This is a genomic window from Pseudomonas phenolilytica (assembly GCF_021432765.1).
Taxonomy (GTDB): domain Bacteria; phylum Pseudomonadota; class Gammaproteobacteria; order Pseudomonadales; family Pseudomonadaceae; genus Stutzerimonas; species Stutzerimonas phenolilytica.
In genome coordinates this window covers 2,858,689-2,874,698 of record NZ_CP058908.1, presented here as the reverse complement: position 1 = coordinate 2,874,698, position 16,010 = coordinate 2,858,689, and the positions used below count along the sequence as shown (strand labels likewise).

Annotated in this window: 14 protein-coding genes; 6 read left to right on the top strand and 8 right to left on the bottom strand. The window is 65.6% G+C overall.

Annotation, left to right across the window (positions count from 1 at the left end):
• Positions 1 to 6 precede the first annotated feature (6 nt).
• The 7 genes from cydB to HU825_RS13805 all read right to left on the bottom strand — a co-directional run bounded on the left by cydB (position 7) and on the right by HU825_RS13805 (position 11,742).
• Positions 7 to 1,014: a cytochrome d ubiquinol oxidase subunit II gene (gene cydB / locus HU825_RS13835; RefSeq protein ID WP_234302259.1), complete on the bottom strand. Its 1,008-nt coding sequence runs from the start codon at positions 1,012 to 1,014 to the stop codon at positions 7 to 9.
• A 1-nt stretch (position 1,015) separates the two neighbouring features.
• Positions 1,016 to 2,455, bottom strand: a complete 1,440-nt coding sequence (locus tag HU825_RS13830; RefSeq protein ID WP_234302258.1) for a cytochrome ubiquinol oxidase subunit I — start codon at positions 2,453 to 2,455, stop codon at positions 1,016 to 1,018.
• A gap of 132 nt (positions 2,456 to 2,587) precedes the next feature.
• Complete coding sequence (nahK, locus tag HU825_RS13825; protein WP_077683321.1) at positions 2,588 to 5,227, bottom strand: hybrid sensor histidine kinase/response regulator NahK/ErcS'; 2,640 nt, start codon at positions 5,225 to 5,227, stop codon at positions 2,588 to 2,590.
• On the bottom strand, positions 5,157 to 6,320 hold the full coding sequence (nosP, locus tag HU825_RS13820; protein ID WP_043298488.1) for a nitric oxide-sensing protein NosP: 1,164 nt from the start codon (positions 6,318 to 6,320) through the stop codon (positions 5,157 to 5,159). The genes nahK and nosP overlap by 71 nt, the downstream gene beginning before the upstream one ends.
• Before the next feature lie 363 nt (positions 6,321 to 6,683).
• The gene (locus HU825_RS13815) at positions 6,684 to 7,871 is read right to left on the bottom strand and encodes a porin (RefSeq protein WP_234302257.1); all 1,188 of its coding nucleotides are present in this window, start codon (positions 7,869 to 7,871) and stop codon (positions 6,684 to 6,686) included.
• 291 nt (positions 7,872 to 8,162) lie between these two features.
• Entirely contained in the window at positions 8,163 to 10,655 is a 2,493-nt protein-coding gene (gene pqqF, locus HU825_RS13810; protein WP_234302256.1) for a pyrroloquinoline quinone biosynthesis protein PqqF, read from the bottom strand.
• Positions 10,656 to 10,776: 121 nt separating this feature from the next.
• Positions 10,777 to 11,742 (bottom strand): MerR family transcriptional regulator, encoded by a 966-nt coding sequence (locus HU825_RS13805; RefSeq protein WP_043298484.1) that lies wholly within the window; start codon positions 11,740 to 11,742, stop codon positions 10,777 to 10,779.
• Between the two features lie 93 nt (positions 11,743 to 11,835).
• Between HU825_RS13805 and HU825_RS13800 the strand changes: the two genes are divergently transcribed.
• Positions 11,836 to 12,258, top strand: coding sequence for a thiol-disulfide oxidoreductase DCC family protein (locus tag HU825_RS13800; RefSeq protein ID WP_234302255.1), 423 nt, complete (start codon positions 11,836 to 11,838; stop codon positions 12,256 to 12,258).
• Positions 12,259 to 12,261: 3 nt separating this feature from the next.
• Here the strand turns inward: HU825_RS13800 and HU825_RS13795 are convergent, their stop codons facing one another.
• Entirely contained in the window at positions 12,262 to 12,564 is a 303-nt protein-coding gene (locus tag HU825_RS13795; RefSeq protein ID WP_175415031.1) for a DUF6482 family protein, read from the bottom strand.
• 148 nt (positions 12,565 to 12,712) lie between these two features.
• On the opposite strand from HU825_RS13795, the gene folE reads away from it, so the two are divergent.
• From folE to HU825_RS13770, 5 genes are read left to right on the top strand one after another with little or no spacing between them, the layout of a single operon-like run.
• Entirely contained in the window at positions 12,713 to 13,270 is a 558-nt protein-coding gene (gene folE / locus HU825_RS13790) for a GTP cyclohydrolase I FolE (protein ID WP_008568790.1), read from the top strand.
• On the top strand, positions 13,270 to 13,641 hold the full coding sequence (gene folX / locus HU825_RS13785) for a dihydroneopterin triphosphate 2'-epimerase (RefSeq protein WP_234302254.1): 372 nt from the start codon (positions 13,270 to 13,272) through the stop codon (positions 13,639 to 13,641). The genes folE and folX overlap by 1 nt, the downstream gene beginning before the upstream one ends.
• Before the next feature lie 10 nt (positions 13,642 to 13,651).
• Positions 13,652 to 14,167 (top strand): chalcone isomerase family protein, encoded by a 516-nt coding sequence (locus HU825_RS13780; RefSeq protein WP_043298479.1) that lies wholly within the window; start codon positions 13,652 to 13,654, stop codon positions 14,165 to 14,167.
• Entirely contained in the window at positions 14,164 to 15,402 is a 1,239-nt protein-coding gene (locus tag HU825_RS13775) for an MFS transporter (protein ID WP_234302253.1), read from the top strand. Before HU825_RS13780 ends, HU825_RS13775 begins: the two co-directional genes overlap by 4 nt.
• Complete coding sequence (locus tag HU825_RS13770; RefSeq protein ID WP_102828525.1) at positions 15,399 to 15,926, top strand: DUF3833 domain-containing protein; 528 nt, start codon at positions 15,399 to 15,401, stop codon at positions 15,924 to 15,926. The genes HU825_RS13775 and HU825_RS13770 overlap by 4 nt, the downstream gene beginning before the upstream one ends.
• Positions 15,927 to 16,010 lie beyond the last annotated feature (84 nt).

Below are 16,010 nucleotides of genomic sequence, written 5' to 3'. Positions count from 1 at the left end.
CACCTCCTAGTGATAACCGTCCTCGGCACTGACCTTGCCGCGGAACACGTAGTAGCTCCAGGCCGTGTACATCAGGATCAGCGGGATGATCAGCAGCGCGCCGACCAGCGTGAAGCCCTGGCTCTGTGGCGGCGCGGCGGCGTCCCAGATACTCACCGACGGCGGAATAATGTTCGGCCACAGGCTGATGCCCAAGCCGCTATAGCCCAGGAAGATCAGCGCCAGCGTGAGCAGGAACGGCGTGAAACTGGCGTAGCGGCGGATCGCGCGCAGCAGGCCGAAGGCACAGAGCAGCACGAGGATCGGCACCGGCATGAACCAGAACAGATTGGGCAGGCTGAACCAGCGCTCGGCAATGTCCGGGTGGGTCAGCGGCGTCCACAGGCTGACGATGCCGGTAACCGCGAGTACCGCCCACACCAGCGGCACGCCCAGGTCGTGCATGCGTTTTTGCAGCTCACCTCCGGTGCGCATCATCAGCCAGGTGCAGCCGAGCAAGGCGTAGGCGACGATCAGCGCCAGCCCGCAGAACAGCGAGAACGGCGTCAACCAGTCCCACGCGCCGCCGGCGAATGCACGCCCCTCCACCGGCAGCCCGCTGATGAATGCGCCCAGCACCACACCCTGGAAGAAGGTCGCCGTCAGCGAGCCGCCGATGAAAGCCTTATCCCAAATGTGCTGGCGGCGTTCGCTGGCCTTGAAGCGAAACTCGAAGGCGACGCCACGGAAGATCAGCCCCATCAGCATCAGGATGATCGGCAGGTACAGCGCCGACAGCACCACCGCATAGGCCATCGGAAACGCCGCGAACAGCCCGGCGCCACCGAGTACCAGCCAGGTTTCGTTGCCGTCCCATACGGGCGCCACGGTGTTCATCATCACGTCGCGATCGCGGCGCCCGGGCACGAACGGAAAGAGAATACCGACGCCCAGGTCGAAGCCATCCATCACCACGTACATCATGATCCCGAAGATGATGATCACCGCCCAGATCAGTGAAAGATCGATACCCATCTCAATTCCCCTGCCCCAGTTGATCGCCGCCCTGTTCGTCCAGCGCCTCGTCGGCCGCCGAGATCGGCCGCATCGGCGTGCGCGGCTGGCCCGCGCCGCCGATGCCCTGCTCGCGCCCCTCGTTGACCTCTGGGCCCTTGGCGACCAGTCGCAGCACGTAGACGATGCCCACGCCAAACACCGCGAAATACACCACGACGAACAACGCCAGGGTGAACCCCAGCTGCCCGGCGCTGTGCGCGGACACCGCATCGGCAGTTCGCATCAGCCCGTAGATCACCCACGGCTGACGGCCGATTTCGGTCGTGAACCAGCCGGCGAGCAATGCCAGCAGACCGGACGCGCCCATCCACAACACCAGCCGCAGGAACGCCCGCGAGTGATAGAGGCGATCACCGCGGCGCAGCAGCAGGCTCCAGATACCCGTGAGAATCATCAGCAGCCCCAGCGCAACCATGATGCGGAACGACCAGAACACCACCGTCGAGTTCGGGCGATCCTCGGGCGCAAAGTCCTTCAGCGCCGGGATCGGCTCGGTCAGGCTGTGTTTCAGGATCAGACTGCCGAGGTAGGGAATCTCGACCTTGTAGCGGGTTTCTTCGGCTTCCATGTCCGGCCAGCCGAACAGCAGCAGCGGCGTCGGTTCGCCGGAGGAGTTATCCCAATGGCCCTCCATCGCGGCGATCTTCGCCGGCTGATGTTCCAGCGTATTAAGGCCGTGCAGATCGCCGATCACCGCCTGCAGGGGCGCCACCAGCAGAGCCATCCACATCGCCATCGAAAGCATCGTGCGGATCGCCGGATTGTCGCGCCCGCGCAGCAGGTGCCAGGCGGCGGAGGCGCCGACGAAGAATGCCGTGGCGAGGAATGCGGCCGTGGCCATATGCGCCAGGCGGTACGGAAATGAGGGATTGAAGATGATCGCCAGCCAGTCCACCGGCACCACGATGCCGTCGATGATCTCGTGCCCCTGCGGCGTGTGCATCCAGCTGTTGGACGCGAGAATCCAGAACGTCGAGATCAGCGTGCCGAGCGCCACCATCACCGTCGAGAAGAAGTGCAGCCCCGGACCGACGCGGTTCCAGCCGAACAGCATCACGCCGAGGAAGCCCGCCTCGAGAAAGAAGGCCGTCAGCACCTCGTAAGTCAGCAAGGGCCCGGTGACGCTGCCGGCGAACTCCGAAAAGGCGCTCCAGTTGGTGCCGAACTGGTAGGCCATGACGATGCCGGAAACCACGCCCATGCCGAAGTTGACGGCGAAGATCTTCAGCCAGAAGTGGTACAGGTCGCGATAGACCTCGCGCCGGGTCTTCAGCCACAGCCCTTCCAGCACCGCCAGGTAGCTGGCCAGGCCGATGGTGATCGCAGGAAAAATGATGTGGAACGAGATGGTGAAGGCGAACTGGATTCGCGCAAGGTCGAGTGCTTCCAATCCGAACATGAAACGGTCCTCGGCTGCTGCACATGGACGCCCGGTTTTTCGGCGCCCCGTGCAACTGACAGCAGAACACCGCGAGGGTGCGCTGCAGACATGGAGGATCGGCGGTGCGGCGGCGCCGCCCAGCCGTTGTAATCACCCGGCCTGGCCGTGCTCCAGCATGTGGCACATGGCGGTCTTTAGCTTCATCGGCCGCACCGGCTTGTGCATCAGCATGTAGCCCAGTTCGCGCACCTGCTGTTTGAGGTCGTTGCTGTAGTTGGCGGTGATCATCAGCGCCGGCAGCGGGCTGGCGCGACGGTCGTTGACCGTGGTGACCACGTCGATGCCGGTGTGGCCGTTGTCCAGGTGGTAATCGGCGATCAGCAGGTCGGCCTCGGCGTGGAAGTTGTCCACCTGGCGCGCCAGGTCCTCCTCGGACAGCGCCGTGGTGACCACGCAACCCCAGCCTTCGAGCAGCGTGCGCATGCCGGCGCAAATCGCCGTGTCGTTGTCGAGCACCCACACGCGCGCGCCCTGCAAGCGCTCCAGGGCCAGCTCCGCGGTGCTCGGCTCGGGCCGCGCCTTGGGCGCGCGACGCGCCAAAGGAACCTCGATGGCAAAGCGCGAGCCATGTCCGAGCCGCGAGCCCACCTGAATACGATGGCCAAGCATGCGCGCAATCTTCTCGACGATGGCCAGACCTAAACCAAGGCCGCGATCCTGATTCGGCCGCACGCCGTCGCCACGCTTGAACTCCTGGAATATCTCCTCGAGCTTGTCTTCGGCGATGCCGACGCCGGTGTCCCAAACCTCGATCGACAGGCTCTGGCGCCGCCGACGGCAGCCGAGCAGCACCCGCCCTTGCGGCGTGTAGCGGATGGCATTGGTCAGCAGGTTGCGCAGGATGCGCGCCAGCAGCTGGATGTCGCTGCGTACCAGCGCCGAGCAGGGAATGAAATCCAGCTGCAGCTGTTCGCAACCGGCCAGCTGGCGAAACTCCAGGGCGAGGTTTTCCAACAGCTCGCTGACGGCGAACGGCGCGATATCCGGTTTGATCACGCCGGCATCCAGCTTGGAAATATCCACCAGCGTGCCCAGCAGGTTCTCCACGTCCTCCAGGGAGTTGCTGATGTTGCGGATCAGCCCGCCGCTGGACGTCGTCGGCTGCTCCAGCAGCGCGCTGGTGAACAGCCGCGCGGCATTCAGCGGTTGCAGCAGGTCGTGGCTGACCGCAGCGAGGAACTTGGTCTTCGACAGGTTGGCCAGCTCCGCCTCGCGTTTGGCCTCGCGCAGGCGCGCCTCGACCTGGCTGCGCTCCTCGATCTCGCGCAACAGCTGGTCGTTGAGGCTGGTCAGCTCGGCGGTACGCTCGCGCACCCGCTGTTCGAGGTTCTGGTAGGCCTGGTGCAGCGCCTCGGCAGTACGCCGGCGGTCGGTGATGTCCTGGATCAGCACGAAGATACCGGCCACCTCGCCGCTGGCCAGCCGGTTCGGCACGTAGGAGCGCAGCATGTAGCGCTGCTGGCCGGCGTGGTTGCGCTCGGCCATCTCGAAGCTGACGCTCTCGCCGGACAGCGCGCGGTCGATGTACGGCTCCAGTTGGCGCCAGTGCTCGCCGCTGTGCACCTCACGCAGGCACTGACCGAGCATGCCGTCGCTGGGCCAGCGGTACCATTCCTCGTAGACCTTGTTGGTGAACTCGTAGGTCAGGTCGGAGGAGACGTAGGCGATCAGCGCCGGCACGTGGTCGGTGATCAGGCGAATCCAGCGCTCGCTCTGGCGCAGCGCCTCGGCGTGGCGATAGCGCTCGGTGATGTCGGTGAAGGTGTTGACGAAGCCGCCGGTGGGCAGCGCATGGGTACGGATTTCCAGCATGCGACCGTCGAACATGCGCTGCTCCAGCTCGCGCATCGGCCGGCCGTTGGCATCGCGCGTGTTGGGCGTCAGCAGGCGCAGCTCGCTGTCGGCCATCACCTCCTCGAACGGTCGATGCGCCTCGATCGGCGCCAGCCCGCAGACTTCCAGGAAACGCCGGTTCCACAGCTCCAGCGCCCCCTCTGCGCTGACCATCGCCACGCCCTGGGACAGATTGTCCACCGCGCGCTGCAGCAGCCGCGACTTCTGCGCCAGCGCCTGCTCGCGGCGCATGGTCTCGCTGACCTTCACCTCGGTGATATCGGTGTAGAGCATCACCAGGCCGCCCTCGCGGGTCGGTCGCTCGCTGACCTGCACCCAGCGTCCGTTGTGCAGCCGATAGACGGTGGGTTCGTCACCCTTGCCGCGATGCTCCTCGACGATCAACCCGGTGCTTTCCGCCATCCGCCGCACCTCGGCCAGACGGGTGCCAGCGTTGATGCGCGCACGGGTGCGGCTCCACAGCGACTTGAAACGGCGATTGAACAGGACGATGCGCTGGTCCTTGTCGAACAGCACGAAGGCGTCGGAGATGCTTTCGATGGCGTCGACCAGGTTCTGGTGGGCAGTTTCGGCGCGCAATCGCGCATCGCTGAGCAACTGGTTGCTGCCCTTGAGCTCGGCCATCGCCTGATTCAACGCATCGGTGCGTTCGCGCACCTGCTCGGCCAGCTCCACCGAATGCTGGAATGCCGCATAGGAGGCATCGCGTCCCGCGCCGCCGGATTCGACGCGCTCGATCAGCGCGGCGTTGATGCGCTTGAGCTTGAGGTTTTCCCGTTCGAGCTCGGCCTGCCGGCTCAGCAGCTCAGCGACCGCCCCGTCCGCCGGGGCGGCCAATGGCGACACCGGTGAAGGTCTGGTTGATGTGCATGCCATTGAACTGCTCTCCGTAGGTGTTGAAGCCGATCACCTGCTGGCGTCGGAGAAAAGCCGAAGTCTCTTCACTGGTGCCGGCGGCCTCGATCTCCAGACGCCGCAGGAAGCAATCGCAACCGATGGTCAGCAACGGTGGCCCGAGCCGCTGCTCCAGCCGCTGGAACAGCGCCTCCAGGTTCGGCATCAGCGGCCCGGGCTGCATGGCGGTGAGCACGATGCCGTTCTCCACGGCGCAGTAGAAGGTCAGACTGAGGTCGTCGTTGACCTTCTGGATGGCGCGCACGTAATACTGATCGTTGATGCGCACCGCCAGCGGATGCGCGGCGAACAGACGATGGTCGAGATCGGCGACGTTCACGCCGATCAGCCGCGCATACTCCTCGGCGGCCGGCTCGGCATTCAGCTCGTACACGCGCCGGCCGTGGCTGTCGGCGCGCGTCACCACCAGCTTCTCGCTGCGCGGCAGGATGTGATGGGTGGTGAACACCTCGAAATCCAGCCAGGTGTTGATCAGGACCACGATCGCCGCGCCGCTGTGGAACTTGCCGTCGTAGTAGACGTGGGTGTCGGTCAGATGGTTGTCGTCGCCGGCCGAGCCACCGAAATGCGGAATGCTGCCGAATGCGGCACTGAGTGCGGCAAGCACCACTTCTTCGCGACTCGACAGGCCGTCCAGCAGCGTCAGGGCGAAGCTGTGGTCCTTGATCGGAGCCAGCGAATTGCTGCGACAATCGCTGCCGAGGCGCTCCACCAGCTGCTGCGCCTCGACCAAGCCGAAGCGCTCCATCTCGTCGATCAATTCGCAGGCGATGGAGAAATTGCGGTGATCGAAGCCGATGGCGCTGACACAGCTGCGGTTGTAGCCCTGAGCGGTGATTTCCCCGGCCGTGGTGCAGCCGACCAGGCGCACCCCGCCGAAGTACTGGCGCAGCGCATCGCCCAGCGCCGGCAGGTCGTATTCGGCCGAGCAGAAGAACAGCACGAAGCCCAGATGCGGATGCATCAGCTGGCGTGCCAGGTCCTGCGCGACCGTCTCGGCCTGGCAGGCTTCGGACATCGCCGTGCGAATCACCTCCGTCTGCTGTTCACTCACGCACCACACTCCCGCACCACCGAATCGGATTGACCCCATTCTTGGGTAGGGCTTTGGGTACGAAAATGCTACTTGAGTACCGGAAAAGGCCTGCCTAGGTAGCAGCGCGGCGAAACAACGCAGCGCGTTGCGGCGGATGCATCGAGTGGCCCGTGCGGCAGACTGGCACTTGCGGCTGAGGCGCGAAGTTGCCGCGCCGATCAGCAAAAAGGCCGGCCCCTGCGTGGGTACCAGCCTTATTGTCGGTAGCGACGTGACGCCGTACCGTCAGGGCGTGGGTCGTACGCTCGACGACGAGCCCACTGCCATGCAACGAATGGAGCGACCTACGGTTCGACTGTCATTCGCACCCTGATCCTGCATTTAGAAGCTCAGTGCAGCACCGACCGCGAAGGTGCGGGTGTCTTCGTCCAGAGTCGGATCATCCTTGCCGGCGATCTCGAACTGGTTCAGCTCGGCAACCAGCGTCAGGTTGTCGTTGATGCTGTGGAACAGCGCCACGCCGCGGGTTTCGTACTCGGCTTCGCTACCCAGACCGTTGCCGTCGTCCTTGGTCTTGCCATAGGACAGGGCCAAGCGGTTCTTGCCGAAGCGGTAGGAACCCTGCAGCAGGTAACCGTCGCTGTCGACTTCGCGCAGCAGCGCTTCGCCAGCGTTGTTGGTGAAGAACGGGTTGATACCCTCGGCCTGGAAGCCGGATGCGGTCAGCGAGAGGTTGCCCATCTTGGCTTGGATACCGTAACCCAGCCCCTTGGAATCAACTTCTTCAACGGTGCTATCGGTGTTGTCCGAGCTCTGCTGCATGCCGTTGATCCAGGTGTAGAACTTGGTGCCGCCCAGATCGAACTGGTAGGTGACCTCGGTCTCGAAGCGCGGCGCTTCCTGATAGGCCTTGCTGAGCGCCTTGCTGGTGTCCTCGGTGGTGTCCACCGGATCCATGATGCCAGCGGCGATACGCAGGCCGTTCATCTCAGGCGAGCGATAGGTGATCTGCGAGGTCGGGAACGGATACGGGTAGCCGGTACCGATGTTGCCGAAGGACACGCCGCCGCCGTCGACCAGACCCAGCACATCGCTGACCTGCCCGTAACCGCTGAGCATCTCGTCGAGCAGGATGTTGGAACGGGAGAACAGACCGAAGTCTTTACCGAACAGCACCTCACCCCACTGCTCGTTGGCGGCGGTGGCGTAGAACTGACGAACGTCGATGCCGGTTTCGGTGCCGTTGGTGTCGCTGTCGTTGATCGTCACCCAGAACGAGGAGCGGCCGCCCAGCTTCAGATCGCCGACCTGCTTGGTGAAGTTGAACCCGATCCAGTTGGGCAGGAAGCCCATCTTGACCCGCGACTGGCGGCGATCGAACTGCTCGCCGTCACGATCCACGTCGCTGTTGACGTAGAAGGTGTTGAAGTAGCCATCGGTGGAAAACTTGGTGTCATCTTGATCGTAGAGCACGATTTCGGCGACGGCCGATTGGCTCATGGTCATGGCTACGGCGCTGGCCAGGGCCAGGGGCAGCAGGGTTGAAACGGCTTTCTTGTTGTTGTGCATGGCGCTCTCCGCTGTATTGACGACAAGCAGTCGTGACGGAGCGATTATCGAAAGGCCATCAGGGGCCACATACGCTGCCATAGCGGCGAAACGCTAGTACTTTGGCCGCGGATCGAGGCTCGGTCTCAAAGCACTGCTCCCCCGCTCCCCGAAAACAGCGCTTAGGTCGTAAACCCAAAGCAGCTGGAGGTACTGGTCAGTGCTGGCATGCCGGTTGCGGGCGCACGCCGCCGCGCCCGAGCGGTGGCTCGGGCGCAAGGCATTTACTGAAGTGAGAGCGATTGCCTAGGGTCAGCGCGCCTGCCAGTCGGCATCGGCTACCGCTGCGTTGGCCAGGCAGCACCAGCCACCCTGTGCATTGCGCAGCGTGGCGAGCGCGGCACGCAGTGCTTCAGGCCGCAACTCGCGCATGGCCGCGGCCACTTGAGCAGGATGGTCAGTGGCCTGGCCGGCCAGGCAGGCCTGCCAGATGCGCTCGGCGCGCTGACGCGGATCGTCCAGGGCGCTGTCGCCCGGCACTTGCGCGGCGTCCGAATCCAGACTTTCGCTCAGCCGTGCGAGGAACTCCTCGATATGCGCAACGATCTGCCCCGCCGAGGCACTGGGTGACTGCACCGCGAAAAGGATGCCCGCGTGCTCGCCGAACTGGCGAAAGCCGCAGAACACCGCATAACCCAGCTGTAGCTCGCTGCGCAGACGCCGGAAGAAGCCACTCTCCATGGCCCGCGCCAGCGCCCGCCAAGCGGCTTCCTGGCGGGCGTCGCGCGTCGGCAGCGGGCAGAACAGCAGCACGGCCGTCTCTGCGGCAGGCTCGCCCAGACACCACCAGAGGCGGCGCCCTGCGTACCACGGCTGCGTGGCGTCAGCCGGCTCGCGCAGAGGCCGGCCGGGCGTGTCGCCCAGCACCGCATGCAGCGCGTCGTTCAGCTCGGGGGCGAGACCGACCGCCAGCGCCTGCCAGTGCGCCCGCGCCCAGGCAGCGGACAGTGCAGCCTTATCGAGCGGCACCGACATGGCAGCATCGGCGCTGCCCAGCAGCCGTGGCAGGCGACCGATCAGCTGGCGAATGAGCAATTCCTCGCCGTGCAACCGCGCGGCTTCGCCGAACTGCCTGCCGCCGTCGACATAGGCGCCGACTGGCGGCTCGCTCAGCAGCTTGAGCAGATCGTCCGCGATGACCGGCAACGCGGCGGCATAGCCGAACAGGCTCAGGCACCAGCCATTGCCGAAATCCTCGAAACGCAGCTCGACGCCGGCCTGCTGCGCCGCCTGGATCGCCGGGCGCAACGCGCTGTCCAGCACATGCCACAACCCGCCTGGACTTTCCCCGTCGAAGCGCCAGTGCAGGTACAGCGCGCCCTGCCCGTTGGCATCCAGCGGGCCGACGCAGCGCAGCGCCGGTTCGTTTTGCGCCGGCGATGGCAGCGGTCGGGCACATAACCATGGATTGCCCGCCGGCAGAGCCCAGTGCCAGCTCGGCGGCGCAATGGGCGGCAGCTCCTCGGCAGCCATACGCAGCGCAAAGCCGGCGGTTTCGATGGCCGGTGCCGGGCGCGGGTCTGCCGTCAGGACCGCCGGTGCGCTCTGCAACCGGACCACAACCTCGCGTAGCGCCTGATAGACGGTATCCGGCTGCTCATGCGCCAGCAGCGCCTCCGGCTCGACCCAATGGCGCAGCCGCGCCAGCGGCGGCATTACCTGCAGGCTGCGCTCGCGCACGCGCCGGTACTCGCCCCAGTGGTGCGTGAGCACCGCGTCCTGACCAAGGAAACACAGCCAGCTGTGCAGTGCATCGATGATGCCTGCCCGCGCCGCCAGACCCTCTGCAGTCAGGCCGAACTCGATCACCACCACGCCCTGGTCGGCGTGCCAGTACGGCACGCGCAAGCGCAGACGATCGATCCAGGCGCGGTCGCGCAGCAACGCGAACAGGCTACCCGGCGCCTCGGCCTGTAGGCTGCTGGCGAGCGCATCCAGCGCCGCCGCGCTGCCAAGCGGCATGCCGTCGAGACAGAACGCCGCCTCCAGCCGCGGCCGGCCATTGGCGAGCTGCAAGCGCGCGCTGCGTGCCACCGCATGCAGCGGCGGCAGGCTGCGTGACGGCTGCGCGCGCGCCTCGATCCGGCAGTACGGCGCCTTCAGCAGGCGGAGCAGCGCAGCGGGTTCGAGCGGCGCGGCGACCAGCAGTTCGAGCGCACCGGCGTGATAGAACTGCTGGTGATACGCCCGCAGCGCCTGCTGGAAGGCCGCACTCTCCACCGGCAGGCTGGCGCGATTGCCGGCGTGAAAGGCGGCGAATGGATGCGCGGTATCCAGCGCCATACCGTGCGCGGCATCGCACAGCGTCTCGCTGTCCTGCGCGCGAGCGAGGAATTCAGCCTGCAGTACCTCGCGCTCGCGCAGCTGCGCGGCCGGGTCGAGCAACGGTCGCGCGAGCATGTCGAACAGACGCTGCAATCCGTCCGAAAAGGTCTCGGCCGACAGCTGAAAGAAGAAATCGGTATGCCGCTCGCGGGTCGATGCGTTGAGCTGGCCGCCGCAACCCTGCACGAAGGCCATCAGGCTGTCCTCTACTGGATAGCCAGCGCTACCTAGAAACAGCAGGTGCTCGAGGAAATGCGCCAGCCCCGGATAGGCTGCCGGCGCATCGTGCGCGCCGGCATGCACTCGCACCAGCGCTGCCGCCTGACTCCCGGCAGGCAACTGCAACAGACGCACCCGCAGCCCTTCGGCAGTGGAGAAGCATTGCGGTGCAGCGGTCGGTTCGAAGCGCAGGTGGGCCATGGGCATGTCGTCGGCAAACAGTTCGCAGGACGCACAGCATCGGCGGAATTCGCGGCTCAGCACAATGCTGCTTGCGCACTAGCAGCCGGGGCGCCTTTTGCGTACAGCCGGCTTCGCCGCTTCAGGTATCCAGACGGCCCGCCAGAAACTGCTGCAAGCGCTGCTGCATCTGCCGGCCGCCACTGCCCAGGCTGGCAATCGGCGAGCCGCGCAGGCTGTCCTCCGCGAGCGCCGCGCCCTCGCCAGCGACCGCGAGCGGACAATCCAGACGCAATGTCAGGCGATTCAGCTGGCGCACCTGCGCGCCGCTCGGCGGCACATTGGCGTACAGCACCAGTGCCTGCGGACGGACCTTTTCGCACACCAGGGTCAGCTCCTCCAACGGTTGGCCGCTGGGCAGCACCCGCACTGTCAGGCTGTCGCTGCCAAGCAGCAGGCCGGCCACCAGCAGCTCCAGTTCGCGACACTGAGCGGACAATGCGGCAAGCAGCACGACCGGCGCGCCCGCCGTCTGCCCGAGCTGCAGGCGCTGCAACACGCGACTGCGTAGAAAGGCATCGAGGAACAGCCATTCGCTGGTACGACCGAACTCCTCATGGCGCAACAGCCACTCCTGCCACACCGGCAGGAGCACGTCGTGGAATACGGTCGTCAACGGATAGGTGGAAAAGATCTGGCCGTACAGCTGTTCGAGCCGAACGCTGTCGAAATCGCTGATCGCCTGGCGCAGCTGTCCCTGCCACTCGCCACGATCGGCGTCGAGCGATTCCTGGACCGCCGTCGGGCGCTGCCCCTCGCCGGCCGCGCGAGTCGCGGCGCTGCGCTCGAGGATGCTGCCGACCTTGCTCACTGCCACACCGCGCTCGGTCCAGGCGAGGATGTTGCGCACCGCCTCGATGTCCGCCAGCGAATAGAGCCGATGGCCGCTGTCGGTACGCGTCGGCTGGATCAGCCCGTAACGGCGTTCCCAGGCGCGCAGCGTGACCGGATTTATCCCGGTCAGTCGGCACACCTCGCGGATGGGGAACAGCTCCTGTTGCTCGAACGTGCTCGGGGCCAGTGTCGAAGCGCCGTGGGAATCGGTCATGGGGCGGCTCGGTCGGAAAGAGTGTTGCGATTGTAACCCAGCATTTCGCCAGATACCCTCTACAAAGGTTGTACAAACGCAGGAGTCGATGAAATGCCGCCCGATCTGCCGTTGACGCTGTTTGTCGATCGCGCCTGCCCGCTCTGCGCGCGTGAGATCCGCTGGCTGGAGCGTACGGCCGACCCTGCGCGACTGCTGCTGGTGGATGTCAGCGCGGCCGACTTCTCCTGCGCCGGGTTGGGCAAGGATCTGTCGCAGCTGCGCCGCCGCCTGCATGCGCGCAGCGCCAGTGGCGTCTGGCTGACTGGCGTGGATGCCACCTACTGGAGCTGGCGCCTCGCCGGACACGGCACATGGGCCGCGCCCTTGGGCTGGAAACCGCTGCGGCCGCTGTTGCGGCTGGCCTACACGCTGTTTGCCACACTCCGACCGCACCTGGAGTGGCTACCGCATCCCGAGGGCGCCAGCCGTTGCGGTGCGCAATGCGCGATCAGGCAAAAACCGCCGGCCTCCTGAAGTTCAGTCGTCAGCGTAAAGCGGCAACCGCAGCCCAAGTTCCGCTTCCAGGCAGCTCGGCCGACCGATCATTTCGTCGTGGCTGACCGGCTGGCACCAGTACACCTCGCGTACCCCGCAGCCGCGCAGCAATCGCTTGAGACTGCCCTGGTCGCTCCAGATCGTCCGCCCGCCATCGGCAAACGCCGCACGCCGACCAGTTCGGTCGACGATCCACGCACTGTAACCACAGCAGCGCAAACCATGCAGTTCGACCTGCTCGACCTGACCGCGACGCATGGCGAAGCGCAAGTCCGCGCAGGACATTCGCTTTCTCGACATCCCAGCACCTGTACAAAAATCATCTGCCGTACAAATTATTGTACAAATAAAAATATTCGTATAGGTTTACTCACATACCGCTGGCGCGTACGTCAGCGCACTGCCGTCGCCAGCGGCGACTGAAGGAACCACCATGAACGACCTGCCCGGCCACTACCGCCAAATACTGCTTGGAGTGGGTGAAGACCCCGAACGCGAGGGCCTGCGCGACACGCCGCTACGCGCGGCCAAGGCCATGCAATACCTGTGTGGCGGCTACCAGCGCAGCCTGGAAGAGATCGTCAACGGTGCGCTGTTCGCTTCCGACAATGACGAGATGGTCATCGTCAAGGACATCGAGCTGTACTCGCTGTGCGAGCACCACCTGCTGCCCTTCATCGGCAAGGCCCACGTGGCCTACATCCCGACCGGGCGCGTGCTTGGCCTGTCCAAGGTCGCGCGAATCGTCGACATGTACGCCCGCCGGCTGCAGATTCAGGAAAACCTGACGCGGCAGATCGCCGAAGCCATCCAGGAAGTCACCGGTGCCGCGGGCGTCGCGGTGGTCATCGAGGCCAAGCACATGTGCATGATGATGCGCGGCGTCGAGAAGCAGAATTCGGTGATGAACACCTCGGTGATGCTCGGAGCCTTCCGCAACTCCTGCAACACGCGGATGGAATTCCTCCAGCTGATCGGCAGGTCGCAGTGATGCCGCGGCTGGAACCCGGCATGGCGCGTATCCGGGTGAAGGACCTGCGCCTGCGTACCTACATCGGCATCAACGAGGATGAAGTCCTTAACCGCCAGGATGTACTGATCAACCTGACCGTGCTCTACCCGGCCGTCGCTGCGGTGCGTGACAACGATATCGACCGCGCGCTGAACTACCGCACCATCACCAAAGCGATCATCCAGCATGTCGAGCAGAACCGTTTCGCCCTGCTCGAACGCCTGACCCAGGAAATCCTCGATCTGGTGATGGCGCATCCGGCGGTCAGCCATGCCGAGGTCGAAGTCGACAAGCCCCACGCGCTGCGCTTCGCCGACTCGGTATCGATCACGCTGGCTGGCTGTCGCTGAGCTGCCGGCCATGGTCAGCCGCCTCCTCCTCGTCTGCCTGCTCGGGCTTGTCCCGCTCGGCGCCTCGGCCAGCTGGCGCGAGGCGGTGCCCGAGGCACGACTGGTTGGCCAGGGAGAACTGCGCTTCTTCGGATTTCGTATCTACGACGCGCGCCTCTGGAGCACGACAGCGCCACTGCAAGCGCAGACGCCGTTCGCGCTGGAGCTGACCTACCATCGCGCCATCAGCCGCGATGACTTCGTGCGTACCAGCTTGGAGGAAATCGCACGGCTGTCCGGCATACCGGAAGACTCCTCACGCCTGCGCGATTGGCGCGCGCAGATGCACAAGGCCTTCGTCGATGTACAGCCTGGCGAGCGCATCACCGGCGTCTATCTGCCCGGCCGCGGCTGTCGCTTCTACGTCAACGATCGACTGCAGCACGAAGTCGCCGATCCGGCGTTCGCCGAGGCCTTCTTCGCTATCTGGCTCGACCCGCGCAGCCGCGATCAGGCCCTGCGGCGCAGCCTGCTGGGCGAACGATGAAAGCCCCGGCGCTCGCCGCCTATGCGCTGCTCGGTCTGCCGCTGGCGATGGCGATGCTGCCGATCTACGTGCTGGTGCCGAACTTCTATGCGGCCGACCTCGGTCTGGGCCTGACGCTGACCGGTACGGTGCTGTTTCTCGCCCGGCTGCTCGATACCGTCCAGGACCCCTGGCTCGGTCGGCTGATCGACCGCCGCTCCGCACGCGGCTGGAATCTGCTGCTCGCTGGTTCGGCCGTGCTGCTGAGCGCGGCGATGGCCGCGTTGCTGATCCCGCCCGACAGCCTCGGCAGGTTCGCCCTGGCGGGCTGGCTGGGCGCACTGCTGGCGCTCACCTACACCTTGCACAGCCTGATCAACATTACTTATCTGGCCTGGGGTGCGCGGCTTTCCGACCAGCCTGAAATCCGCACGCGTGTGGCGGCCTGGCGCGAAGGCGCCGGGCTGATCGGTGTGGTGCTGGCCAGTGTGCTGCCCACTGCGCTGGCGACGCGGTACGGCATGTCGACCGCGCTCGGCGTGTTCGCGCTGACGTTCGCCGTGCTGCTGTGCCTCGGTGGCGCGATGCTCCTGCGCGCTGCGCCGCGCCCGCAGCGGGTCGCGCGCAGCGATGCACAAAGCTGGCGCCTGCCGCTAAGCAACGGGGCGTTCCGACGGCTCGCCGGTGTGTACTTCATCAACGCGGTAGCGGTGGCCATTCCGGCCACGCTGGCGCTGTTCTTCATCGCCGATCGCCTGCAGCTGGCAACGCTGACCGGGCTGTTCCTGGCGCTGTACTTCGTCAGCGGTGCGCTCGGGCTACCGATCTGGACCCGACTGGCCGATCGACTGGGCAAGCGGCGCAGCTGGCGGCTCGGCATGCTCACCGGTTGCGCAGCCTTCATCTGGGCGGTGTTATTGGAGCCGGGGTCCGCCTGGGCCTATGCCGGTGTATGCGTATTGTCCGGCCTCGCCCTGGGCGCCGATCTGGCGCTGCCACCGGCGCTGCTGGCCGACATCATCCCCGCCAAGCAACGCGACTCGACTGCCGCCTACTTCGGCCTGTGGAGCCTTCTTGCCAAGCTCGCCTTGGCGCTGGCCGGCCTTGCGCTGCCCTTGCTGGCCTGGGTCGGCTATCAGCCCGGCTCCCCGGCCGGCTGGAACCTGGCCCTGGTCTATGCCGGGCTGCCCTGCCTGTTGAAGCTGCTAGCGGACCGCCTGCTCACGTCCCTGCCCTGCGGAGATCCAACGCCATGAAAAGAACCCTGATGCTGATGCTGTGCCTGCTGCTTGTCAGCTGTACGGCCGTGGAGGTCGAGCATTACCGCAACGAAGAACCGCGGCTGGACCTGCGTGCGTTCTTCGTCGGGCGCGTCGATGCTTGGGGCATGTTCCAGAAGCGCTCCGGCGAGGTGGTCAAGCGCTTCCATGTCGAAATCACCGGCAGCCGCGACGGCGACAAACTGATCCTCGACGAGCGCTTTCGCTACAGCGACGGTACCACCCAACAACGCGTCTGGACGCTCACCGAAGACAGCCCCGGCCAGTGGCGCGGCACGGCCGCCGACGTGATCGGCGAAGCCCGCGGCGAAGTGGCCGGCAATGCGCTGCGCTGGCGCTATGTGCTCAGCCTGCCGGTGGATGGCAGCGTCTATCAGGTGGACTTCGACGACTGGATGTACCTGATCGACGAGAACACCCTGGCCAACCGTTCCTTCATGAGCAAATTCGGCGTCGAACTGGGCCAGGTCACGCTGTTCTTTCGCAAGCAGGTCGACTAGCACATCGCTCGCAGCGCTCCTGCGTGTGCTGTAAGCGCTTGGCCGGGCGCAGTTGTTCTAGAATGCGCCGCACGCCCCTTCAGG